This is a genomic window from Vibrio sp. 10N.222.54.A3 (genome assembly GCF_041474095.1).
GTDB classification, from domain to species: domain Bacteria; phylum Pseudomonadota; class Gammaproteobacteria; order Enterobacterales; family Vibrionaceae; genus Vibrio; species Vibrio crassostreae_C.
In genome coordinates this window covers 26884-50087 of sequence record NZ_JBFRTN010000019.1, presented here as the reverse complement: position 1 = coordinate 50087, position 23204 = coordinate 26884, and the positions used below count along the sequence as shown (strand labels likewise).

At 44.1% G+C, this 23204-nt stretch carries 21 protein-coding genes and 1 pseudogene; 7 read left to right on the top strand and 15 right to left on the bottom strand.

Annotated features, from left to right (window positions below; all coding sequences use genetic code 11):
• Window positions 1-19 precede the first annotated feature (19 nt).
• Window positions 20-349: a YbaB/EbfC family nucleoid-associated protein gene (locus AB4507_RS05555; protein WP_017062338.1), complete on the top strand. Its 330-nt coding sequence runs from the start codon at window positions 20-22 to the stop codon at window positions 347-349.
• Window positions 350-427: 78 nt separating this feature from the next.
• Entirely contained in the window at window positions 428-1027 is a 600-nt protein-coding gene (gene recR / locus AB4507_RS05550) for a recombination mediator RecR (protein WP_019823189.1), read from the top strand.
• Between the two features lie 66 nt (window positions 1028-1093).
• Here the strand turns inward: recR and aqpZ are convergent, their stop codons facing one another.
• From aqpZ to AB4507_RS05525, 5 genes are all read right to left on the bottom strand, one after another.
• Window positions 1094-1783: an aquaporin Z gene (aqpZ, locus tag AB4507_RS05545; protein WP_017070317.1), complete on the bottom strand. Its 690-nt coding sequence runs from the start codon at window positions 1781-1783 to the stop codon at window positions 1094-1096.
• Window positions 1784-2025: 242 nt separating this feature from the next.
• Window positions 2026-2832: an endonuclease/exonuclease/phosphatase family protein gene (locus AB4507_RS05540; protein WP_019823193.1), complete on the bottom strand. Its 807-nt coding sequence runs from the start codon at window positions 2830-2832 to the stop codon at window positions 2026-2028.
• Between the two features lie 79 nt (window positions 2833-2911).
• Entirely contained in the window at window positions 2912-4540 is a 1629-nt protein-coding gene (locus AB4507_RS05535; protein WP_017070319.1) for a PTS transporter subunit IIBC, read from the bottom strand.
• A 59-nt stretch (window positions 4541-4599) separates the two neighbouring features.
• Complete coding sequence (locus tag AB4507_RS05530) at window positions 4600-6333, bottom strand: alpha-glucosidase (protein WP_102320046.1); 1734 nt, start codon at window positions 6331-6333, stop codon at window positions 4600-4602.
• A gap of 68 nt (window positions 6334-6401) precedes the next feature.
• Entirely contained in the window at window positions 6402-7367 is a 966-nt protein-coding gene (locus tag AB4507_RS05525; protein WP_017070321.1) for a LacI family DNA-binding transcriptional regulator, read from the bottom strand.
• 140 nt (window positions 7368-7507) lie between these two features.
• On the opposite strand from AB4507_RS05525, the pseudogene AB4507_RS05520 reads away from it, so the two are divergent.
• A pseudogene (locus AB4507_RS05520) lies at window positions 7508-7849 on the top strand (DDE-type integrase/transposase/recombinase); the annotation flags it as partial.
• Window positions 7850-7869: 20 nt separating this feature from the next.
• On the opposite strand, the gene AB4507_RS05515 reads toward AB4507_RS05520, so the two are convergent.
• Window positions 7870-8118 carry a YkgJ family cysteine cluster protein gene (locus AB4507_RS05515; protein WP_017059389.1) on the bottom strand — a complete coding sequence of 83 codons (249 nt, stop codon included), beginning with the start codon at window positions 8116-8118 and terminating at the stop codon, window positions 7870-7872.
• A 159-nt stretch (window positions 8119-8277) separates the two neighbouring features.
• Between AB4507_RS05515 and AB4507_RS05510 the strand changes: the two genes are divergently transcribed.
• Window positions 8278-8715: a YcgN family cysteine cluster protein gene (locus tag AB4507_RS05510; protein ID WP_017059388.1), complete on the top strand. Its 438-nt coding sequence runs from the start codon at window positions 8278-8280 to the stop codon at window positions 8713-8715.
• 105 nt (window positions 8716-8820) lie between these two features.
• Here AB4507_RS05510 and AB4507_RS05505 read toward each other — a convergent pair whose 3' ends face one another.
• From AB4507_RS05505 to gap, 6 genes are all read right to left on the bottom strand, one after another.
• Window positions 8821-10707 carry a BCCT family transporter gene (locus AB4507_RS05505; protein WP_017063436.1) on the bottom strand — a complete coding sequence of 629 codons (1887 nt, stop codon included), beginning with the start codon at window positions 10705-10707 and terminating at the stop codon, window positions 8821-8823.
• A gap of 122 nt (window positions 10708-10829) precedes the next feature.
• The gene (locus tag AB4507_RS05500) at window positions 10830-11183 is read right to left on the bottom strand and encodes a hypothetical protein (RefSeq protein WP_017070749.1); all 354 of its coding nucleotides are present in this window, start codon (window positions 11181-11183) and stop codon (window positions 10830-10832) included.
• Window positions 11184-11458: 275 nt separating this feature from the next.
• Window positions 11459-12412 carry a ChaN family lipoprotein gene (locus AB4507_RS05495; protein ID WP_017059385.1) on the bottom strand — a complete coding sequence of 318 codons (954 nt, stop codon included), beginning with the start codon at window positions 12410-12412 and terminating at the stop codon, window positions 11459-11461.
• Between the two features lie 75 nt (window positions 12413-12487).
• Window positions 12488-13303, bottom strand: coding sequence for a 23S rRNA (guanine(745)-N(1))-methyltransferase (rlmA, locus tag AB4507_RS05490; RefSeq protein ID WP_372133124.1), 816 nt, complete (start codon window positions 13301-13303; stop codon window positions 12488-12490).
• A gap of 111 nt (window positions 13304-13414) precedes the next feature.
• The gene (locus AB4507_RS05485; protein WP_017070751.1) at window positions 13415-14299 is read right to left on the bottom strand and encodes a D-hexose-6-phosphate mutarotase; all 885 of its coding nucleotides are present in this window, start codon (window positions 14297-14299) and stop codon (window positions 13415-13417) included.
• 242 nt (window positions 14300-14541) lie between these two features.
• Entirely contained in the window at window positions 14542-15537 is a 996-nt protein-coding gene (gene gap, locus AB4507_RS05480; protein ID WP_017059382.1) for a type I glyceraldehyde-3-phosphate dehydrogenase, read from the bottom strand.
• A 319-nt stretch (window positions 15538-15856) separates the two neighbouring features.
• Between gap and msrB the strand changes: the two genes are divergently transcribed.
• Window positions 15857-16294 carry a peptide-methionine (R)-S-oxide reductase MsrB gene (msrB, locus tag AB4507_RS05475; RefSeq protein ID WP_080582205.1) on the top strand — a complete coding sequence of 146 codons (438 nt, stop codon included), beginning with the start codon at window positions 15857-15859 and terminating at the stop codon, window positions 16292-16294.
• 175 nt (window positions 16295-16469) lie between these two features.
• Here msrB and AB4507_RS05470 read toward each other — a convergent pair whose 3' ends face one another.
• Window positions 16470-17276 carry a DUF2989 domain-containing protein gene (locus AB4507_RS05470; protein ID WP_136979116.1) on the bottom strand — a complete coding sequence of 269 codons (807 nt, stop codon included), beginning with the start codon at window positions 17274-17276 and terminating at the stop codon, window positions 16470-16472.
• A gap of 113 nt (window positions 17277-17389) precedes the next feature.
• On the opposite strand from AB4507_RS05470, the gene AB4507_RS05465 reads away from it, so the two are divergent.
• Window positions 17390-17671 (top strand): YeaC family protein, encoded by a 282-nt coding sequence (locus tag AB4507_RS05465; RefSeq protein ID WP_010437067.1) that lies wholly within the window; start codon window positions 17390-17392, stop codon window positions 17669-17671.
• A 143-nt stretch (window positions 17672-17814) separates the two neighbouring features.
• On the opposite strand, the gene ansA is transcribed toward AB4507_RS05465, so the two are convergent.
• Together ansA and sppA are read right to left on the bottom strand one after the other, a co-directional pair.
• Entirely contained in the window at window positions 17815-18831 is a 1017-nt protein-coding gene (gene ansA / locus AB4507_RS05460) for an asparaginase (protein ID WP_017059379.1), read from the bottom strand.
• A 118-nt stretch (window positions 18832-18949) separates the two neighbouring features.
• A complete protein-coding gene (sppA, locus tag AB4507_RS05455) occupies window positions 18950-20800 on the bottom strand; it encodes a signal peptide peptidase SppA (protein ID WP_372182350.1) in 1851 nt (616 codons plus the stop codon).
• A 279-nt stretch (window positions 20801-21079) separates the two neighbouring features.
• Between sppA and AB4507_RS05450 the strand changes: the two genes are divergently transcribed.
• Window positions 21080-23089 carry an FAD-dependent oxidoreductase gene (locus AB4507_RS05450; protein WP_372182349.1) on the top strand — a complete coding sequence of 670 codons (2010 nt, stop codon included), beginning with the start codon at window positions 21080-21082 and terminating at the stop codon, window positions 23087-23089.
• The last annotated feature ends 115 nt before the right edge of the window (window positions 23090-23204 follow it).

The window sequence follows — 23204 nt, the reverse complement described above, 5'->3', positions numbered from 1 at the left end:
TAGACCAGAGAGTATTAACATGTTTGGTAAAGGCGGTATGGGCAACATGATGAAGCAAGCCCAGCAAATGCAAGAGCGCATGCAAAAGCTTCAAGAAGAAATCGCAAATATGGAAGTTACAGGTGAGTCAGGTGCTGGCCTTGTAAAAGTAACGATCACTGGTAGCCACAGCGTTCGCCGTGTTGATATCGATGAAAGCCTAATGGAAGACGATAAAGAGATGCTTGAAGATCTTATCGCTGCTGCTTTCAACGATGCGGCTCGTCGCGTTGAAGAAACTCAAAAAGAGAAAATGGCTAGCGTAACTGGCGGAATGCAACTTCCACCAGGTATGAAGATGCCTTTCTAAGTAACTTATTCTTAAAGGTTAATTCAGGTGGTGGTTTGTGTTGAACAGGCTATTACTTGAACATTAGAACGGTTAAATATGCGTACCAGTCATATGCTGGAGCATTTGATGGAGGCCTTACGTTGTCTACCTGGGGTTGGCCCCAAGTCGGCGCAGCGTATGGCCTTTCATTTGTTACAGCGCGATAGAAAAGGCGGCCTACAGTTGGCTGAAGCTCTTAGCCAAGCAATGACCGAAATTGGTCACTGTAATGAGTGCCGTACTTTTACTGAAGAAGATACTTGCCACATTTGTACCAATCCTAAACGTCAGGAAAATGGTCAAATCTGTGTAGTAGAGAGCCCTGCAGACATTGCAGCTATCGAAGCAACTGGCCAATATTCAGGTCGTTACTTTGTATTGATGGGTCATCTTTCACCACTTGATGGTATTGGTCCAAGCGACATCGGTCTCGATGTTTTGGACTACCGCCTGCGTCGTGGTGATATCTCGGAAGTAATCCTAGCGACTAACCCAACAGTTGAAGGGGAAGCGACAGCGCATTACATTGCTGAGCTATGTAATGCCCATGAAGTGAACGCAAGCCGTATCGCTCATGGTGTTCCCGTTGGTGGTGAGCTAGAGCTGGTGGATGGCACCACGCTTTCGCACTCCTTACTCGGTCGTCATAAGATCTAAAAAAGCCGCTTGGTGAAGCATCACTAAGCGGCTTTTTCTTTTATTGCTTTAGACGTTTTTCAGCGCTTAATCTGAACCTCTTACCGCTTTGTATATCATCGCGCCAATCACGGCACCAATAATCGGTGCAACCCAGAATAGCCACAATTGCGAAACGGCCCAATCACCGACAAATACAGCCACGCCGGTACTTCGAGCAGGGTTCACAGAGGTGTTGGTTACAGGAATACTGATAAGGTGAATCAAGGTCAAACAGAGACCAATCGCGATAGGTGCAAATCCAGCCGGTGCTTTCGAATCAGTCGCGCCCATAATCACGAATAGGAAAACCATGGTCATGACTACTTCACAAACGAGAGCCGCAGTGAGCGAGTAACCGCCCGGTGAGTGTTCACCATAACCATTGGAAGCAAAGCCAGAGGCAGCTGCATCAAAGCCAGCTTGGCCTGAAGCAATCACAAATAGCACGCCGCCCGCGATAATACCGCCAATCACTTGGGCAATAATATAAGGCGCAACATCCTTGCCATCAAAGCGACCACCACTCCATAGACCGATGGTGACAGCAGGGTTGAGGTGGCAACCGGATATATGACCAATAGCGAAAGCCATAGTGAGTACGGTTAAACCAAAGGCAAGGGAAACTCCGAGTAGACCAATTCCCACATCAGGGAAAGCCGCGGCTAAGACGGCACTACCACAACCGCCTAACACCAACCAAAACGTACCGAACATTTCTGCGATATACTTATTCATAACTATCCTTATTAATCTTTACCAGTATCAATAAGATAGTTTAGATTTCGCAGAAGTGTGAAATCTTGTGTATATAGTTGAAAGAAAGAACAGAGAATCTTATGTAATCACTTCGAACTCGCACTAAAGATCGTTAAGGTCAGTCGTATTCTATCGCTATTTTAGCAAGTAAGAGTGACCTGATAATTAGCCGTATTTGTGTCAGTATTCTTTTTATTTAAACTACGATGAGTTGATAAAAATTAAGTAAGTTCTACTTCTACCAACACCCCAAAGTGATCTGATACAACCGGATAAAAATCGTGATTAAAAATCACCTTATGCTGCTTTACCACTACAGGCTGATTACTAAGTACTAAATCAATGCGTAACGCTTGGCTATTTTGCTCCCAACCATCAATGTTTTTAATGACAGTGGTTCCATCATCTTTGATTTCAGCAACTTCATAACAATCCATCAAACCGCGTTGTAATACGTAATCATAGCCTTCATTACGTATATGGCTTGGGTTGTTGAAATCGCCTAATAGAAAGCTCAACTCTGTTGGTAAAGTTGCCTTGATTCGGTCGAACTGATCCTCAAATGAGTTCTCTGAGTCATTCCACCAGCCACAATGACAATTATAAAGATTAAAATCACCCTGTTGAGAGGTCACTTTAATACGCACTGCTCGCCGATGTTTCCAAAAGCTCACATCATAGTTATCACTTAAATCAATGACCTCATGTTCGACAATCGGTAGTCGCGTTAAAAATGAGAGCCCCTCTTGATATACTTCATAACTTTGATGAACGAAATCCCACGTAAGTTGGTAGTGATGACCGTATTCCATGAGTTTTTTCTGTAATAAATAACCATAGTTATTCGCCAACACAGTGTGATTGGTTAATATATTGGCATCAACGGCCGGGCTATCTTGATGTTGATTCACTTCCTGTAATGCAACCACATCGCACCCTTGCTCGATAATGGCTTGCGCGACCACATCTAACTTTTCTAGCTGTTTTTCTTCTTGCCAACTGTGGGTATTTAGTGTCATTAACTTCATTATTATTCACTTATTTATTCTAGTGAGATAAAACGCAGCGCACGGCTGCGTTTCTCGAGGTTATTTGATCTAAAAAGAATTACGCAGGTTGTGCTGAATATTTCTCTATTAACTTAGATTTAATAACATCCACCCCAGGGCCATAAATAACTTGTACACCCTGTTCTTTAATCACAGCACCAAGAGCCCCTGTCGGCTTCCATGACGCATATTCAGCAACCAACTTTGGATCATTAACTGTAATACGCAAGCGAGTCATACAAGCATCAATCTCAGCAATATTGGCACGGCCACCTAAATTCTGAATAATAATGTTCATCTTCTCATCTTCTGACATCGATTCTGAGCTTTCATCCAGGTAGTTACCCATACGACCCGGTGTTGGTAACTTCAATTTCACGATTAGGAAGCGGAACAATCCATAGTTAACCACAAAGAAAACAATAGAAACTAATGCAAAGCGAACCAGATCACCACCGATGCCCGCTGAAACCATCATAGGTATACGAGTGAGTAACTCAATCAAACCAAAGGCATGTACACGTAGGTCCATCACATCGACCAACGCAAATGCAACTCCTGTTAACACAGCATGTGCAACATACAAAACGGGAGCGATAAACATAAACATGAATTCAATAGGCTCAGTCACACCGGTTAATAACACAGCAAGACAGGCAGATAAGAACATTGGCTTATATTGTGCGCGCTTATCACTATCAACACAGTGATACATCGCAAGTCCAATACCAATCAATGAAGAGGCTGCGATAATAACTTGGCCTGCTTTAAAGCGTGCTGGGTGCACCGTATCTAACAGGTGTTGGTAAGTTGTCGGATCGCTTAATTTAAGATTATTTAAATCGCTGACCCAAGCAAGCCATAATGGATCTTGACCATAAACACTTGAGCCCGCATTCATCCCAGTCAAAAGCTCATAAGTACCACCCAACTCGGTGTAATTCATTGGAATAGTTAAAGTGTGGTGTAAACCAAATGGCAGTAATAAACGCTCTAACGTACCATACAAGAAAGGAGCAGTGATCGGCGCAGTGTCTTTAGAGGTAGCAATCCATTGACCAAAATCATTAAGCGCACCTTGAATTAAAGGCCATATTACAGATAAACCAAACGCAATAATCAGCGAATAGAAAATAACAACAAAAGGTACAAAACGCTTACCGTTGAAAAATGCTAATGCCTGAGGTAAGCGAGCGAAGTCATGATAGCGGTTAAATAAGTTGGCACCTAAATAGCCAGACATAATACCGATAAACACACCCATATTTAGGGCAGGAGCACCCAAAATATTCGTGAAGAATTGAGAGACAGGTAACTCAGAACCAAATAGGCTCATCACAACCGCTTCTGGGTCACTGAGCATAGCGTTATCCACGCCCAATATAACCCCAGTGATACGGTTGATTAAGATGAAGGCAATTAGCGCGGCAAATGCGCCACCTGCACGCTCTTTTGCCCATGAGCCACCAATCGCGACCGCAAATAATAGGTGAAGGTTAACAATGATCCCCCAACCTATGTTTTCCATTATAGCGCCTAGTGTTTCAATGGCACCAAACCCACCCGCATACATTGCGACCACTTTACCTAGTGATATCATGATACCAGCGGCAGGCATCACCGCGATAACAACGATAAGGGACTTCCCAAATCGTTGCCAAAAATCAAACGATAGTAACTTACTCATAAATAGTTCCTTGATTTAAATACAGGCTAACGTTATCAGCGCCTAGCCATAAATATAATTTAGTGCTTTCTTGCAAATATATACGCGGCATAAGCGGGGGCTATTTGCGTTGTTATAAAATCTGAGCGAACGTGTTCATTGTTAATATTCTGATTATCAAGCATTAACTCGCCTAATTGGGTGCAGTCGATATCAACAACGCTCTCTTGTGGACTTAAATTGGTAATAATGGTCCATGTCATATCTTGAGCAACACGTTGATAAACATAGATATTAGGATCGTTAGCTAGCAGTAATTGATAACGGCCAACCACTAAGCTTTCATGTGACTTGCGCAAAGCAATCAACTGCTTATAGAAACCTAAGATCGAATTTGGATCTTGCTGTTGTTGCTCAACATTGATATCTGCATACTGTTGATTCACCGAGAACCAAGGTTGCACCTCAGAAAAACCGGCAAAATCCTGGTCATTCCATTGCATTGGCAAGCGACTGTGGTCGCGGGATACTTGATTTAACAAGGCTAAGATATCGGCATCGCTCTGACCTTGTTGCGATAGCTTTTGAATTAAATTTCTCGCAGACACATCGTTAAATTCGTCAAGAGAAGTAAACTGATGATTTACCATACCAATCTCTTGGCCCTGATAAATAAATGGAGTTCCTTTCATCAAGAAATAACAACTCGCTAACGCGGTAGCACTGGCATACCTAGAGTTAGGATCGGCAAAAGTATCAATACTACGAGCTTGATCGTGGTTTTCTAAATAAAGCGCATTCCAGCCTTTACCTTCTAAGGCATCTTGCCAACGCGATAAAATGCGTTTGAACGCCACGAGATCGAAATTCTCGTTGCTTTGTTCTTCCGACCATAGCTTCATGTGTTCAAACTGAAAAATCATGTTAAAAACACCACCTTGATCGTGCTCGGTCGCTTCAGCAACCCAAGGCAATGCGTTGTCGGCCGTCACCCCATTGGCCTCACCAACGGTCACGATATCAAAAGGCGAAAACGCCTGCTCTTTTAACTCATACAGATGTTTTTCAATCCCTGCCACATTCATATGATAATCGAATGAAGAGACATAGTTTTCACCCTTTGGATTGGGTAAAGAGGGTAAACCAGCTTGTTTTTGAATATGGCTAATTGCATCGACACGGAAACCATCAATACCTCGTTCCAACCACCAATGAATCATTTTAAATAGTGCTTGTTTAACTTCAGGGTTTTCCCAATTAAGATCTGGCTGTTTTTTAGAAAATAGGTGCAAATAATATTGTGCAGTTTTGTCATCATATTCCCATGCACTACCATGAAAAATACTTTCCCAGTTATTTGGTTCGCAAGTCGGCTTTTCAGCTGTAGGCTCACAACCATCACGCCAAATATACCAATCACGCTTAGGGCTATCTTTGTTATCTCGCGATTCGATGAACCATGGATGCTCATCGCTAGTGTGGTTTATCACTAAATCCATAATAATGCGAATGCCACGTTCATGAGCAGCAGTGATTAATTTATCCACATCCTCAAGGGTTCCAAAGTCAGGATGAATCGCTTGATAGTCACTGATATCGTAACCGTTATCATCATTCGGTGATGCGTAGAATGGGCAGATCCATATTAAATCAATGCCCAAATCAGCAAGATAATCTAGCTTAGCAATGATCCCATTGATGTCACCAATACCGTCCTGGTTTGTATCATAAAAACTACGGGGATAAATTTGGTAGGCAGTTGCTTTCTTCCACCACGCGAGTGGTTTTGAGTGTAGATTATTAGCGAGTGTCATCGGTTATACTATGTGTGTTATCGTTAACACATAGTGTTAAATGGAACCTATTTGGACTCAATACAATTTCAGAGAAACTGTGAACTTTCTCTCATTCTTATGTCGAATGTGCCTTCAACGGAACTGAAATCGCGCTTGAGCAATTTTTTGACAGCTTGGTAGCCCACTTGATAGTAGTTAAAAGCGACAGTAGTCAGGCTTGGGACTAACAAATCGCTGTAGTCATAGTCACCCATGCCTACAATCCATAAGTTATGACCAATCTTGAGTTGCTGTTCTTTGGCGCGACGATATAAACGAATCGCAATATTATCGGTGGCACAAAAGTAGACATGATTAGGCTGTAATTGAATTGCCTGGTAGCCGGCTTTGTCCTCCGAGTTGGCTAGAGCTTGTAGTGAAAAATTCAACTCAGGGACGGTGTCAGTAATGGTGGCTTGCATCAACTTAGTACGGCTGGAAAGCATACGCTCATCATAAATATAATGTACGGCTGCCAGCGGTGCCTGCTGTTGTTTTAACTGAGTGATGGTTTGGGAAACGAGTGCTTTAATTGCAGCATGGTCAGGGTAATATAAACAGCAATGGTGGGGGGTGTTTTTACCAATAAATAACACATTGTCTAAGGTTTGATAAAACGTCTCTTCGACACTGTGCTTTGAAGCAATAATAATAGTGCCCAATGCATTTAAGCCATTAAACTCTCTCACAGCTTGGCATTCTGACTCATGGTTAAACCCTGAGGCATGAAAAAGCATTCGTACTTGTGATTCATTGGCAGCCGCCAGTGCCCCTTTGATTACTAAACTGGTTGTATATGACTCAATGCGAGGAGCAACGAAACCAATAATATTAGATTGGCTACGAATGGAACGAGCAAATATATTAGGGGTATAATGATTTTCTTTGACGATAGCATCAATTTTAAGGCGATTTTCAGCTGAGACATAACCGTCATTAAAGTAACGTGACACGGTCATTGTTGAAATTCCAAGCTGTCTTGAAATCTCCGCCATGGTCATTTTTTTACTCATCACATTTTCCTTCCATAATGTATTATTGCCATATTATCCAATATATTGGCTGACAACAAAGTAAATAAAAACGCTACCTGATGATATACACATAGTACTTCAAGTTTATAAGATATTGTCCACTTCTTGACCTGAACTGAATACCCGTAGTTACGGCCTTGCTCGCTCAGGTCTTCAGTGCAACGACTGCTAATTTAAAAATGGGCAGGAGATATCACCGACGTAGCTACAAACAAATATTGGCTATAATTAGTTGCCATTATTGACCTTTATTCAAGGCAAGTTATTGGTTGGTTTATGGGTACGAGAATAAAGGCCTCATTGATCTGTGATGTCTTATCGATGGCTTTATTTCGCCGAGAGTTTCCTGAAACGGTTATTACTCATAGCGAGGTAGTCAGTATTGTTTGAAAGACTATTGAGGCCTCATAAGCACCTATAACCTAAAGCAAAGTATGAGTAGGAAAAGAAATTGCTGGGATATAGAAAAGGGCTAATACGCTTAGGTAATAGCTTCTAACTCGATCAGGTTATCAAGGGCTTCTTGGTCGGTTTTACCACAAATGACAGGGCAAGCTTTGAATTGGTGACATACCTTCGGGCGTGAAGGTTGACCAAATAATTTGCAGAGATCTTGCTCATTTAATTGGATGCAGCGTACCCCAGCAGGCTTACCATTAGGCATTCCAGGAATAGCAGATGTAATACTTGGAGCGATACAGCATGCTCCACAACCTAGGCGACATTCCATCAAATTAAACTCACTAAATAACAGGGTGCGCGATAGTAGCAAAAAATGATGAGAGTGACAGCTGTTGATTGAATCAAAGAATGAACAATTATTATCCTTGAACTTTTTATGGGCTAGCGGTATAACACGCACCCCAGTAAAAGAGTAAGAAGTAATCCTATGACGAATCCATTTTGGCAAGAAAAGACACTAGAACAGATGACCGAGAACGAGTGGGAATCACTTTGTGACGGTTGTGGTAAGTGCTGCCTGCATAAACTAATGGATGAAGATAGCGATGAAGTTTACTACACCAATGTGGCGTGTAGCTGGTTAAACGACAAAACATGTTCGTGTAAAGATTACCCGAACCGCTTCACTTCAGGTGAAGAGTGTTTGAAGCTGACTCGTGACAAGATCGATGAGTTTCACTGGCTACCAGACACTTGTGCTTACCGTCTTCTATCAGAATCTAAGCCGATCCCTGAATGGCACCCGTTGATCACCGGATCAAAAACAGAGATGCATGCAGCAGGTGAAAGCGTTCGTAACAAAGTGGTATACGAAATCGATGTTGTCGATTGGGAAGATCACATCTTGAACCACCCGAACCGCTAGTTAACGAAGACTAGTCAATCACCCGAATAAAAAAAGGCTCACATTTCTGTGAGCCTTTGTCGTATTTAGGAGGGTCCAAATCAATGGACTGTGTCATGGCTAATGTCAAGCAAGCGGTAAGTCTGCAACCACCTGATTGAACGTGATACGAGCATTCTGAGCTTGCTCAGATAACTCGATCTTTTTCGCTTGTGCGGCACTAAGATTACTCTCGGCCTGCTCAAGTGCTTGTTGTAGGTTCTCTGGTAACTCGTGAGTTTCCATTTGTGAACCTTGTTCTAACACATAAGCGCGAATTTCTTTCTTCACTGCGGCAAGTTCTGTGTAAGCAACACGCTCAAGTTCTGCGGCTTCTTGTGCTGCATCTCTTTCTTTCTCAAACTGAGCCAACGCCATACCTTCAGCAGACCAAGGGTCCATGTCTGGCAGTTCTTCGATGTTGATCGTTGGCTCGATATACGCATCTTGATGGCGTAGGTCGAGGTTAGTCGCACGAACCGCTGAAATCATCAGCATCACAGAGATAGCAAGCAGTGGTAAGCCACCAACAATCGCCGCCGTTTGTAGCGTACTTAGACCGCCTAAGAACATTAGAATCGTTGGTAAGAACGACAGAGTAAATGCCCAGAACATACGGTTCCAGCGCATTGGCTCTTCGGTCACGTTATTTTGTACAACAGACGCTAGGATGTATGAGATAGAGTCAAATGTTGTTGCCGTGAAAATGATACACAGCATTGTAAATACAGCGATAACCAGCGTGCTCATTGGCAATTGTGCAAGCATCGAGAAGATAGCTTTGGTTGCGCCTTCCGCATTCAAAATGGCAACGACATCTAGCTCACCAGAAAGCTGCAGTGATAGGCCGTAGTTACCTAAGATCATGAAGAACAGGAAACAACCTAGAGAACCAAAGAAGATCGACCCTGACACCATTTGTTTGATGGTTCTGCCGCGAGAGATACGCGCAACAAACAGACCCATACTCGGTGCAAATACTAGCCACCATGCCCAGTAGAAAATCGTCCAGTCTTGTGGGAAGTGAGTGTTTTCGAATGTACCGTAACCACCAAATGGTTCAGCCCACGTTGCCATCACGAAGAAGTTAGACAGTAGACGACCAATTGAGTCTAAGCCTGTTTCTAACATGAAGATTGTTGGACCCGCGATCAGAACGAAAGCCAGTAGACCCATCGCACCCCAGAAGTTGATGTTACTTAGGATCTTGATGCCTTTTTCCAATCCAGCATAAGATGAGTAAGCAAAAATCGCAGTACACACTAAAAGCACCATCACTTGCGTTAGGTTATTTTTAGGTAGACCAAATAGGTGATTTAGACCTTCAGTGATCAGAGGAGCGGCTAAACCTAATGTTGTTGCAGCGCCGCCTAATAGACCGAAAATGAATAGGATATCAACGATCTTTCCTGGTACGCCTTTACTACGGTGTTCACCAAGAACAGGCATTAATGCGCTTGAAATCTTTAGAACAGGTTGTTTACGTACGTAGAAGAAGTAAGCGATAGGAATTGCCGGGATTAGGTAGATAGACCATGCGATTGGTCCCCAGTGGAATAGGCCGTAGGTCGCAGCCCAGCGTACTGCTTCTTCACTGCCAGGTTCTAGTTGGAAAGGCGGTGATTGGTAGTAGTAAGCCCACTCAATACAGCCCCAATACAAGATACTTGCACCGATACCGCCACAAAATAGCATGGCAGCCCATGATGCAGTTTTAAACTCAGGCTCTTCATCAGCTTCGCCTAGTTTAATTTGTCCCATATCACTGAATACTACGTACACCATAAATGCACAGGCTGCGAGACCTAGAGCAAGATACAGGAATCCGAGTTGATCAGTCATGAATGTTTTCGCAACCGCAATCCAGTCTGCGCCCTGTGCAGGGAACAAAATGAGCGGGAAAACTATCGTGAGTAGGAGTGCTATAGCACCAAAAAAGGTTGGCTTATCGATAAGCTCAAAAGTGTTTTTCACGAGTATTATTCCATTAAAATGAGAGCGGAATTATGGAATGAACTCGTTTTTTAGACCTAATCGGGTCTATTGTCGTAACGATAAATCGCTTTTATTCTAGAGAATGCGATAGGTTGGCAAGGCTAAATGAGTGCGAGAAGAATACCGCCTACGGTTGCCGCTGCGGACAGGTATTGCCCCGCTGAATAAGAACCATCATCTTCTTCTTCAATCTTATCTGGGTGATCCATACCCAAGGCACCATGAGCGAATGACTCAACTTTATCGGTAACTGTCGCGTTTTCTGCTTCGACTTTCTTCGCTTCTTTATCAATTTCTTTTAGGGCAGATAAGAGTGCTTTGCCTTCATCAGAAAGCTTAACCGTATTTTGCTCAACCTTAAGCGGTGTAGGCTTTTCAGCTTCGTTAGCTGAACTCTTAGCGTTCATCTGCGAAGGCGAATACAGCTGAGTATTACTCGTTCCTACTGGCGTCATATAGCTCTCCTTACCTATCCTTAAATATAGTATCGGCAGAGGTGTGAAAAACTTGTGCAATTAATCATCGATAGTGATGTTTTTTATTCGCACATTACATTTTCGTCTGCTTGGTTAAATCGTCTATTTACTAAGCAAGTCTTGTGCCGATAAGAATGTTTGATTTTAGATAGAGTTAGGATGAATGACGGGAACGTGATCAAGTTGTGACGATGGGCTAATTATCTAGGATTAGCCCATCGACTCTTTAGCTTAGAAGAGTGGATCAACAGATCCTACTCACACTCTAGGCTAGCGCTACGTTTTGACAGATGCTTGTATGCCTTCATTCGGTTCTCTTTCTTTACAAAGCGAGCCGGCGGCGAAAGCACTTCAAGCTGATAATCACCGCTATCCGATGAGATCGCTTCAACCGGGCTGATGATGGCGATTTTTAAATCAGGGTTACGACGTAGAATTGATGCCGCCGTCCCTAAACCACCCTCGGTGTGGAACTTGCCAGCCACGTGAATCACTTGTTTATCAGGGTTTGATGCTAGGTAATCCACAATCGACTCAGCCATGGTTTCGTCCCAGGTAACCTGAGCGGCAAACTGCTTTTCTGTTTGCTCTGGCGTACCGTGATGCATAGAAGCCATGAACTTTTCTTTGTAAGGGCTATCGCCAGTATCCACTTCGGCAGCAATCCATTGGCGTTGCTCGGTCGATAATTGGTCTAGGTAAGGCAATCCTTTACGGCCAATACACTGCACGAATGGCTTTGGTGCATTTGCCGCAATAACATCGACGTCGTTGGCTTTTGCGAACTCAACTAACGCGCGGTAATCACTTTCGTAATTTGGCCAAGCTGCCGCTTGAGACATGAGAATTTGTTCGCCAATTTCGCCGTTTAAGTATTGGTCAAGTGTGGCTTGGTGCTCTCGAGTGAACTGTTCCATTGAAAGCGCAATGTTTGATGTTGCGTTGCGGCGCGCTTTTAAGAAGTCGGTTTGGAAGCGGTGAATGGCAGAATGCGTGTGCCATTCGCCAATTAGAACCACATCAGCGTCAATCAGCTGCTCGGGTAATGCATCGAGAGAAAGTGTTTCGCCTTGTGGAGAAGCGAACTGGTAGTCATAGAATGTGGAAACGGATTCCGTTTGAGCCACTTTTTGAGAAGTGTCTTTTGCAGGTTGACTAGCACAAGCCGTGAGAAGAGTAGCTAATCCGATAAGAATAATACGTTGCATGAAATGCCTCCTTGAAGAACACGCATACTAAAGGAGGCAAGATAAGATTTCAATGCAAACGATAATCAATATCAATTAAATTTGTTTGCGGTACACTCGCAGCATAAAGTCAGCTTCACAGTTGAATTGCTCTGCCTCGGTGAGTTGTAGTTTAAACTCTTCACTCGCCTTCCAAGCAAACGGCGTCATCTGTAGCAGGTCGAATGCATCTGACCCCGATAGTTCCATCATATAGTTTAGTTGCTCTTGATGCTCAAGCGTAAAACCTTCGATCACTTCTGGATCTTCGTCGTGCAAGCGAACGCCATCATAAATTGCATCACGCAGTTGATACAGGTGTCGGCTAGCTGGTGTCACGGTGATCACCACACCATTATCTTTGATGGTGCGTTGTAACTCTTCAGCCTTGCAAGGCGCGTAAATGCGTAGAATTCCGTCTAAGCTGTTTTCAGCAAAGGGTAGGCGATGGCTTGATGCAACTGAGAAGTCGACAGTAGGGTAGCGTTTAGCGGCGTATTTGATAGCAATCTTAGAAATGTCTAGGCCAAAAGTAGCCCCTTTCTTTTCTTGAAGATTCACAGCAATTTCGTTGGTGTAATAACCTTCGCCACAACCAATATCCAATAGGCTAGGCGTCTCTTCTGGTAGATAGCGAGAACACAACGTCACCACCGCTTGGCGCATTGGGTCATAGTGGTTACCTTCAAGGAAGCGACGACGTGCCTGCATCATCTCTTTGTTGTCACCTGGATCTTTTGAGCGTTTGTGGTGCGCAGGCATCAAATTGACGTAGCCTTCTTTCGCTAGGTCGAACTGATGGTTCTTTTCACACTTAAACGTACGATCGTTTTGAGATAAAGGTTGGTGACACAAAGGGCATTGGTAAGTCATGGAGACCTCTAAAGGAGAATAGACAGCGCAAGTGTAACGAGCTAAAACCAAAAAGTAAAAGAGCGACATAAAGCCGCTCAAAAATCGTTTTTTATAACTGTATTTATACGGTTATTGGGCACTAATCACAGTGATCAGTTGGTGGTTTTCACCCGGCCGGAGCGTTTTACCGGCTTCTAGGCTTGGTGCGTGCAGTGTTGATTCAACACATAGCATGGTTAGGTAACCGTCGTCTTGCATGTCGCCCATACTTGCAGCGCCTTCTGCCCACGGGTTCCACAGTACTGCAGAGTTATGACCGTGGTTTTCAACTGTTAGCGTGCGATCCAGCTTCTTGTCAGCAACAAAGATTTGCGCTTCTGGTTGCGTGTAAACGCGGTCAATCGTGTCGGTCAGTACCAGTTCAGATCCACCTTGGCAGATCTTGCCACCTTGCAGGCTATCAATGTACTCAGCACCCATACCAGTGGTGGTTGTGTTGTGGATATCGCCAACGTTTAGGTAAGTGTGTAGTGCACCAGAGAAAGTCCATGGCTGAGAATCAGTGTTCTTCACGTCCAGCGTTACTTTTAGTTGTTCGCCGATCTCAACATTCAAGCGAGCATCAAACTGATGAGGCCATACTGCTAGCGTCTCTTCGCTTGGCTTCAGACCTAAGCTAACAATCACGCCAGCTTCGCTTTCACGGTGTTCAACCAATTGCCATTCACTTGAACGGGCAAAACCATGTGCTGGTGCTGCAATGCGACCAAACCAAGGCCAACATACTGGAATACCACCACGCAGAGCCGTTTTACCATCGAACTTAGCTTGTTGGCTCATCCAAATTAGGTCTTCTTGACCTTGCGGTTGGAATGACACCACATGGCCGCCAAACAGTGAAATCGCTGCGTTTGCTTTATCGTGGATAACGCGAACCAGTTTTACACCTTCGTGTTCAACGATAGTGACGTTGTCAGAAAGTACCGCCAGTGCAGGTAGAGTAGATAAATCCATTACATGATCCTTCTAAGGAAATTGAATTCAAATGCTGACTAGAGTGATGCTTGTGTTTTCATGAGTAACAAGCAGAGTCAGTATTAGAATTGAATTTTGCGTTTGGGCTATCTTGATGAGCTTAGACAGACGCGGTTTAAAAGATAGCAGGCATTAAAAAGGCGACACTAAGGTCGCCTTTTTCAAAGTCTGCTCAAAACAGTCTTCGCTAATGCTTATCTAAAGCGATTTCTAAAAAGAAATTACTTAGAGATGTGAGCGATTAGGTCTAGAACTTTGTTTGAGTAACCGATTTCGTTGTCGTACCAAGATACAACTTTAACGAATTTGTCAGTTAGAGCAACACCAGCTTTAGCATCGAATACTGAAGTTTGAACTTCACCGATGAAATCTTGTGATACTACTTGGTCTTCAGTGTAACCAAGAACGCCAGCCATTTCGCCTTCAGAAGCTTCTTTCATTGCAGCACAAATTTCTTCGTAAGATGCAGCTTCTTTTAGGTTAACTGTTAGGTCAACTACAGATACGTTAGCAGTTGGTACACGGAAAGCCATACCAGTTAGAAGGCCGTTTAGTTCTGGAAGAACAACGCCTACAGCTTTAGCAGCACCAGTTGAAGATGGGATGATGTTTTGAGAAGCACCACGGCCACCGCGCCAGTCTTTAGCAGAAGGGCCATCTACAGTTTTTTGAGTTGCTGTAGTAGCGTGAACTGTAGTCATAAGACCAGACTCAATGCCCCACTTATCGTTAAGTACTTTAGCGATAGGTGCAAGACAGTTAGTAGTACAAGAAGCGTTAGAAACGATGTCTTGACCAGCGTAAGATGCTTGGTTAACGCCCATTACGAACATTGGAGTTGCATCTTTAGAAGGACCAGTAAGAACTACTTTCTTAGCGCCAGCAGTGATGTGCTTACGTGCAGTCTCGTCAGTTAGGAAAAGACCAGTTGCTTCAGCAACTACGTCTACGTCGATAGCATCCCACTTAAGGTCTTCTGGGTTACGCTCAGCTGTAACACGTACAGTTTTACCGTTAACGATTAGGTTACCGCCTTCAACTTCAACAGTACCGTTGAAACGGCCGTGAGTTGAGTCGTACTTAAGCATGTATGCCATGTACTCTACGTCGATTAGATCGTTAATACCTACTACTTCGATGTCTGCACGCTCTTGAGCTGCGCGGAATACGAAACGGCCGATACGGCCAAAACCGTTAATACCTACTTTGATAGTCATTGTAGTTGCTCCACAACTTAATTTCTGATTAAAGATAACTGGTAGTAAAATTACAGAATCCAGTATACATCTGCAATAGATAATCCGACTTAACTTGTTTAATGTCAAAAAAAAGCGACGCTTTTCTTAACAATTGGGTGTAAGTGATTGAAAATTGACCATTGCAAGTGGCTCTGTACCCTTCCAGTTGGGTAAAATACCCCTAAATGATGATTCACTTATGAGTGTATATGTACAATGTTTCCTGGTGAGAAAGTATGTGCTACAAAACGACTCATATGCAAGCCTTTATAGAAAAAAGTAAATATAATAACTGAGAATGTGGAGAGATATTAACGTGATTCAAAAGGGAGGAAATATGATAAAGCCTGATGAATACTGGCGTGAGCGCCTAACGGACGACGAATTTTCAGTGTGTCGTGAGCGTGGTACTGAAGCCCCATATAGCGGCAAGTTACTGCACAACCATAAGACTGGCGTCTATAGCTGCACATGCTGTGAAAGCCCTTTGTTTCTGTCGGATAACAAATATGACTCTGGGTGTGGTTGGCCAAGCTTTGATGCCCCAGTGAATGATGAAGCAGTACGTTATATAGAAGATCTAAGTCACGGAATGAAGCGTGTAGAGATCCGTTGTACCGCCTGTGATAGCCATTTAGGTCACGTTTTTCCAGATGGCCCGAAGACCACAGGTGAACGGTTCTGTGTTAATTCAGTGTCGTTAATTTTCAACAAAAATGACGAAAGTACGAAATAACTTGTAACTATTGTCTAATCCTTACAGGTCGCATTTGTCGATTTAGGAATGCTGAAACGCCCAAGATTTCAGATTTAACTCTAGTACAAATAAAAACAGCTACCAAAAAGGTAGCTGTTTTTATTTGAAAGCAGGTGAATAAGAAGCTTAAGTAAGAACACTATAAATGAAGCGATCAGTAACTCGGGACGATTGAAGGGCTGTAAATTCCATCCTCAATCGCTTCGACGATGTTATCTGCGTCTTTATTTAGCTTCTTATAGGTTGCCTTGTCGAAATGGTACAACACCGTGAGCTCGGCTTCAGAAGCAATCGGCACGTCAAAGTCTTTGGCAACCATTGCCCAAGCGTACGCTTTTTCCATATGTCCCAGGCTGTGGTTGATACTGGCCATCGACTTGAAGATTTCAGTGTTGGCTACCGAGCCATTAGAAAGCGTTAGCGCATTATTGAGTAGCTTAAGTGTCTTTATATGATTGCGGGTGGTATAGAAGGTTGCCAAGGCATATTGCATCTCAGCTGTGTTTAACGCTTCAGAGCCTTCTAGTTGTAGGAAACTGCGTCTGGCATTGGTGTCCCCAGTTTGCGACCACAAGAAGTAAAGCGTTTCCGGTGTATCAGATTTCGATAGCTCATCAACAATGCGCTCAGACTCTTCGATACTGTGCATTAAAGAGGTAAAGCGACGCTCTTGCAGCTTAGATTGATCGATCGTTTCGATCTGTGCCGCGAGCTCTAGGCACTTTTTGTAGGCAGTGACTAATTCGAATTCTTTAATTTTGTTGATTTCGGTGGGTTGCTTCTGAACTTCAAATCGATGCCAGATGAGGTCGGTACGTGCGACACGACATTGCCCATCGTTCATGTTCAATTGTTCACACTGAAGACCCGGATTGCTTTGGCACAGTTGATCGGTATTTTTGTTCCCTTCAAGACACCCAACCAGAGTGAAAGGCAATAGGCTAATCGCCAACCATTTCATAATTTTCATATTCCTTCACTTGTGATCAGATGCACTTATTATTGGTCAGGTTCTTGACTCAATTCTGTTACGGGTTATTTTCTGGTGAAAATTGTTAAAACTAAGGCTTTACCATGGATGCAGAACAACTTCTTAGCGCAATGACACCCGAGGTCTACGAACGTTTAACCTACGCAGTTGAAACGGGTAAATGGCCAGAAGGTACGGCGCTCTCAAAAGAACAGCGCGACTCGTGTATGCAAGCGGTTATGTTATACCAATCTAAACATAACTCTGAAGCTCAACATATGACAATTGCAGCTGGTGGTGAGATTAGCTTTAAATCTAAGTCTGAACTAAAGAAACAGTTTAAGTCAGATCAAGAAGACATTGTTAGGGTTAACCCGAATCATTAAGCTTAAATTACAACAAAGGGGTGGCAATGTGCCACCCCTTTTAGTTTAACTCGTTTATTTATAAGCAATAAAACGATTTAGTTCACGTTAAGCCGCCGTTACTTTCATAGAATAACTGGCTTTAACGTGAATCCTTGAACAGGTTATAAGCTCATCTCACCGCGCAATACTTGTTGCATCTGAGCCTTCACTTCTTCGTAGCCTAGGTTTTGGCTTAATAGATAATGCAACTTCGCCAGTGCCGCTTCTGGTGTCATATCGTAACCACTCACCACGCCCGCTTCTGCTAGTGCACAACCTGTCGCGTAACCACCCATGTTGACTTTACCAGCCAAACATTGAGTTAGGTTCACCACAATAACACCGCGCTCTGAGGCATCTTTCAGGTGCTGAAGCAGTTCTGGGTTTTGTGGTGCGTTACCCACACCGAAAGTAAGCAGAATCATCGCGTTAACAGGTTGTAATAGCGTGTTACGGATAACTTCGTGTGAGATGCCTGGGTACATTGTGATTACGCCGATAGGTTGCGGAGTAATGTTATGAACCTTGAAAGCACCTTTAGGTTGTTCGTTTACCTTTACGTTATTGCTAAGTTGGATATTGATACCCGCTTCTAGCAATGGATTCAGGTTTGGAGACGTAAACGCATTGAAGCCATCTGCGTGTGATTTTGTGCTGCGGTTACCACGCATCAACTTGTTGTTGAAGAACAGTGTCACTTCGTTGATAGGGTAGTTTGCGGCAATGTGTAGCGCATTCAGCAGGTTTGCTTGTCCGTCTGAACGAAGCTCTGCTAGTGGGATCTGAGAGCCCGTAACAATCACAGGTTTGCCGAGGTTTTCAAGCATGAAAGACAGTGCAGAGGCAGTGTAAGCCATAGTGTCTGTGCCATGCAGGATAACGAAACCATCGTACTTATCGTAGTTCGCGCGAATGTCATCAGCGATAGTCTGCCAATCAAGTGGCGTCATATCTGAAGAGTCCATTAATGGAGAGTATTCGTGAATGGTGTACTCAGGCATCTCTGGGCGATGGAATTCAGGCATGCCAGCTAGCTGCTTATCCATGAAACCTGCGACAGGAACATAGCCGTGGTCAATAGACTTCTGCATGCCAATTGTGCCGCCGGTGTACGCGATATAGATGTGTTTTCTTTCCATGGCGATTAATACTTAGTGTGATGTAGGGAACAGGGGGGCGATTATAGCGAATTATCATGCAATAAAAAGAGGCACCTCACACAGAGGTGCCTCTTGATAATAAAGCGTTGAGCTTATCTTATTGAACTTGGCAGTTTAAGCAGAAAGCGTATCGGCCTTGTGGGTCGTTAAAGTTGCCTAACAGCTGGCTATCTTGAGCTAACTGTTGAGTAACGGGCTGTAAACTGCTTGGAATCATTGACTGAATATCAAGGCCTATCGACATCTGAATTTGGTTCATAAATTCTTGAATAAATTGCTCAGTCGCCGAAAGTGGTTCTTCTACCCAGTAGATGTTGTAGCTTTCAAGCTCTGCAAGTGAAGCCGCAGCTGCAACCGCATCATCGAAATCACCAATCTCATCGACTAAGCCTTTCTGAATCGCATCTTGACCTGTCCAAACTCGACCTTGAGCAATCTTGTCGACAGCATCGACTTCCAGACCGCGATTTTCTCCAACTAGGCTGATGAATCGGCGGTATCCGTTTTCAATGCCCATTTGGAACGCGTCCTTCGCGCCATCGCTAAGTCCAGTTGTAATACCAAGACCAGAGAAAGGTGAGGTGCCAACGCCATCAGTGTAAACACCAATATCGTTCAACCCTTTTTCGAAGGTGGTGATAACACTGAAGATACCAATTGAACCCGTTAGTGTGGTTGGTTGAGCTAGGATCTTATCCGCACCCATCGAGATCCAGTAACCACCTGAAGCAGCAAGGCTCGACATCGACACAACAACCGGTTTACCCGCTTGCTTGATCGCTTCTATTTCATTACGGATAACTTCAGAAGCAAAGGCACTGCCACCTGGGCTATCGACACGAAGTACAACCGCTTTCACTTTATCGTCGTTACGTGCTTGGCGCAGTAGGGCTGCAGTGGTGTCTCCGCCAACGGTGCCACGCGGTTGCTTGCCATCCATAATTGCGCCGCTCGCTACAATCACGGCAACGTCGTGTGATTCACTAGTCATGTTTGGAAGCATGGTTGTACGGTATTCGTAGTAACCAAACGCGTTGTAGCTGTCTTGGCCGTCACTGCCGAAAACATCGGCAAGCTCTAGTCGAACTTGCTGGCGTGTCGCTAGCTCATCCACTAAGCCAAGTTTCTCGGCCAGTTTTGCAATGTCACCGTCCACAGACTCAAGTTCTTTCAAGAAGGTGTCCATGCTTGGGTTCAGTGTCTTAGCGTCTATTTGACGGTTGTTGCTGACGTCATCAACGTACGCACCCCATAGTTGGCTTAACCAACGAGAAGCGGACTCTTTCGCTGCGTCTGACATGTCATCACGAATGAAAGGCTCAATAGCTGACTTATAAGTGCCCACACGGAACACGTGCGTGTTTACGTCTAGTTTCTCTAACAACGTTTTGTAGTAAAGCGAGTAAGCGCTATAGCCTTTAAGAAGAACCCCACCATCTGGCGATAGGAAGACCTTAGTTGCGTAGCTGGCTAGGTAGTATTGGCTTTGGTTGTAAAAGTCACCCACCGCATAAATCGGTTTGCCTGTTGCTTTGAACTCATTCAATGCTTTAGCAATGTAGCGTAGCTTGGTCAGGTTGGTTTCTGGCAGCTCTTTGAGAGCTAAAACGATACCAGTAACCTTGTCATCGTCTTTTGCGTAGCGAATCGTTTCAACGATATCAAACAGGATGTTCTCTTTTGGAAGGTCTTTGCCAAGTAGTGAACCTGTGACCGAATCCATCGGATTGATATAGCGGCTTTGTTCCACAATAGGGCCAGACAGATTAAGCACTAAAGCCGAATCCTGAGGAACCGTCGGTTGAGCCGTATCTGAATGGAAGTACACAAAGTAGATGATGGCGATACTGAGTAAAAAGACTAGGTTAACCAGCGCAAGACGTACAAACGTAATGAGCTTCCAAATCCCTTTAAAGAACATGCCTATAAATTTGAATATTTTTTTCATTCTGTCTCCGCAGTGAGATCACGTCGCTTTAACAAGCCGTAGTACCATTAATCTCAATAATATGAACTGCTTAGTATCCTACGATAATTCCCAAGCTCAAACTACACCAAGAATTGTTAATCGATATATATTCTCATTAAGTGTAGTCAAATTAAGGGCTTCTGAACGATTAATACGTGCAGCATTATGATCGGTGTTACAAAAATGTAAACGGTTGTTTGAACTTTTGGTAATTGAACTATACTGTGGTCAGACCACAAGGATAAAATAATAGAAGTGATGTCTGCCATGTACCCACATTTACTTGAACCACTCGATCTTGGATTTACCCAGTTACGTAACCGTGTATTGATGGGATCAATGCATACAGGTTTAGAAGAAAATAAAGAAGGTCTCCACAAACTCGCCGCGTTTTATGAAGAGCGAGCAAAAGGAGGCGTTGGCCTTATTGTTACCGGTGGTTTCTCTCCTAATTTACGTGGCAGATTAACCCCATTTAGTGCTGAATTCAGTAAAGTAAAGCACGCTAAAGCGCACCAAGTTGTTACCGAAGCCGTCCACAAGCACGGCGGTAAAATTGCGCTTCAATTGTTGCATGCAGGTCGTTATGCGATGCACCCATTTGCGCAAAGTGCGTCTGGCATTAAAGCGCCTATCGCTAAGTTCGCTCCAAGTGAGATGAGCCCTCGTCAGATTAAAAAGACCATTGGTGCCTTTGCCAACAGTGCCGAACTCGCCCAAGTCGCGGGTTACGACGGCATTGAGATTATGGGATCTGAAGGTTACTTGATTAACCAATTCATCTGTAAACGTACCAATATGCGTTACGACGAATGGGGCGGTTCTTATGAGAAGCGCATGCGTTTCCCGCTGGAGATTGTTAAATCGATTCGCGAAGCAGTGGGTGACGACTTCATTATTATTTTCCGACTGTCGATGCTGGATTTGGTTGAGCAAGGCAGCACCTTTGAAGATGTTGTTCTTCTGGCTCAAAAGCTGGAAGAAGCCGGCGTTACCATTATCAATACCGGTATCGGTTGGCATGAAGCACGTGTTCCGACTATCGCGACGCAAGTACCACGAGGCGCATTCTCTTGGGTGACGGAAAAAGTGAAACCATACGTGTCGATCCCAGTGGTGACATGTAACCGAATTAATACGCCAGAAGAGGCCGAACGTATTCTTAGCTCTGGGCAGGCTGATATGGTGTCTATGGCGCGTCCATTCTTGGCAGACCCGGATTTTGTTAATAAAGCAGCTCAAGACCAAGCTCAGTTCATCAATACCTGTATCGGTTGTAACCAAGCTTGCCTTGATAACGTGTTTAAAGGTAAACGTGCGAGCTGTTTGGTGAACCCACGCGCTTGTTACGAGACTGAAATTGTTGTTCAGCCAGTGCAAGCGACTAAGACCATTGCGGTTGTCGGCGCAGGCCCAGCCGGTTTAGCCTGTGCAACGACTTTAGCTCAGCGTGGGCATAAGGTTGACTTGATTGAGAAAAATGACCGTATCGGCGGTCAGTTTAGATTGGCAATGCAGATTCCGGGTAAAGAAGAATTCAGAGAAACGATTCGCTACTTTGCTAACCAAATCGACGCATCAGGCGTGAACCTGAAACTGGATACTGAGGCAACGTTTGAGATGTTGTTGAAGTACGATGAAGTCGTGATGGCGGCTGGCGTAGAGCCAAGAAAGCTCGATATTGAGGGCATTGACCAAGAAAACGTGGTCGATTACCAAACCTTGATTCGTGAAAAGACACCAGTAGGCGAAAAGGTCGCGATTGTTGGTGCTGGTGGTATTGGTGTCGATGTGGCAACCATGCTGACAGAACCGACTTCACACAGCCTAGACGATTGGCTGCATGAGTGGGGCATCGATAAGAATATGGAACACCCAGGCGGACTTTACCCTTACCCTGATTCATTCAGCGATAAAACGGTGTGGGTGATGCAGCGTAAAGCGGGTCGTGTTGGTAAAGGTCCGGGCAAAACTACAGGCTGGATTCACAAACGCACACTAGAAAAACGCGGTGTTAATCTACTGGGTGGCGTGAGCTACAACAAGATTGATGACCAAGGTCTGCATATCAGCGTTGGTAAGAAAGAGCAGGTGCTGGATGCTGACTCGGTTATCGTATGTGCAGGTCAGGTGTCAGTTCGTCCATTCGAAGACATGTGGCAAGAGTTTGGTGGCAAACTGCATGTGATAGGCGGCGCCGATTACGCGGGTGAATTGGATGCAGTACGCGCAATTCGTCAAGGTGTTGAGCTAGCGATTAAGTTATAGAATCAGCTATCAAACTGTAATCTTATCAGTAGATATTGTTACTTAATTTGCTGAGTTAGATTTTGAACAAGGCTCCTAAGTCATAGATTTAGGAGCCTTTATTGTTTCTAATCTA

Bases quoted from the DNA above. Each gene is read 5' to 3' on its own strand.
- AB4507_RS05515 (WP_017059389.1), bottom strand. From the start codon at position 8,118: ATGGAATGTCGCCTAGGTTGTGGAGCATGCTGTATCGCTCCAAGTATT.
- ansA (WP_017059379.1), bottom strand. From the start codon at position 18,831: ATGGAAAGAAAACACATCTATATCGCGTACACCGGCGGCACAATTGGC.
- recR (WP_019823189.1), top strand. From the start codon at position 428: ATGCGTACCAGTCATATGCTGGAGCATTTGATGGAGGCCTTACGTTGT.
- rlmA (WP_372133124.1), bottom strand. From the start codon at position 13,303: ATGACTTACCAATGCCCTTTGTGTCACCAACCTTTATCTCAAAACGAT.
- AB4507_RS05555 (WP_017062338.1), top strand. From the start codon at position 20: ATGTTTGGTAAAGGCGGTATGGGCAACATGATGAAGCAAGCCCAGCAA.
- AB4507_RS05540 (WP_019823193.1), bottom strand. From the start codon at position 2,832: ATGAAGTTAATGACACTAAATACCCACAGTTGGCAAGAAGAAAAACAG.
- msrB (WP_080582205.1), top strand. From the start codon at position 15,857: ATGTGGAGAGATATTAACGTGATTCAAAAGGGAGGAAATATGATAAAG.
- gap (WP_017059382.1), bottom strand. From the start codon at position 15,537: ATGACTATCAAAGTAGGTATTAACGGTTTTGGCCGTATCGGCCGTTTC.
- AB4507_RS05525 (WP_017070321.1), bottom strand. From the start codon at position 7,367: ATGAGTAAAAAAATGACCATGGCGGAGATTTCAAGACAGCTTGGAATT.
- AB4507_RS05495 (WP_017059385.1), bottom strand. From the start codon at position 12,412: ATGCAACGTATTATTCTTATCGGATTAGCTACTCTTCTCACGGCTTGT.
- sppA (WP_372182350.1), bottom strand. From the start codon at position 20,800: ATGAAAAAAATATTCAAATTTATAGGCATGTTCTTTAAAGGGATTTGG.
- AB4507_RS05450 (WP_372182349.1), top strand. From the start codon at position 21,080: ATGTCTGCCATGTACCCACATTTACTTGAACCACTCGATCTTGGATTT.
- AB4507_RS05535 (WP_017070319.1), bottom strand. From the start codon at position 4,540: ATGAGTAAGTTACTATCGTTTGATTTTTGGCAACGATTTGGGAAGTCC.
- AB4507_RS05465 (WP_010437067.1), top strand. From the start codon at position 17,390: ATGGATGCAGAACAACTTCTTAGCGCAATGACACCCGAGGTCTACGAA.
- AB4507_RS05510 (WP_017059388.1), top strand. From the start codon at position 8,278: ATGACGAATCCATTTTGGCAAGAAAAGACACTAGAACAGATGACCGAG.
- AB4507_RS05500 (WP_017070749.1), bottom strand. From the start codon at position 11,183: ATGACGCCAGTAGGAACGAGTAATACTCAGCTGTATTCGCCTTCGCAG.
- aqpZ (WP_017070317.1), bottom strand. From the start codon at position 1,783: ATGAATAAGTATATCGCAGAAATGTTCGGTACGTTTTGGTTGGTGTTA.
- AB4507_RS05530 (WP_102320046.1), bottom strand. From the start codon at position 6,333: ATGACACTCGCTAATAATCTACACTCAAAACCACTCGCGTGGTGGAAG.
- AB4507_RS05485 (WP_017070751.1), bottom strand. From the start codon at position 14,299: ATGGATTTATCTACTCTACCTGCACTGGCGGTACTTTCTGACAACGTC.
- AB4507_RS05470 (WP_136979116.1), bottom strand. From the start codon at position 17,276: ATGAAATGGTTGGCGATTAGCCTATTGCCTTTCACTCTGGTTGGGTGT.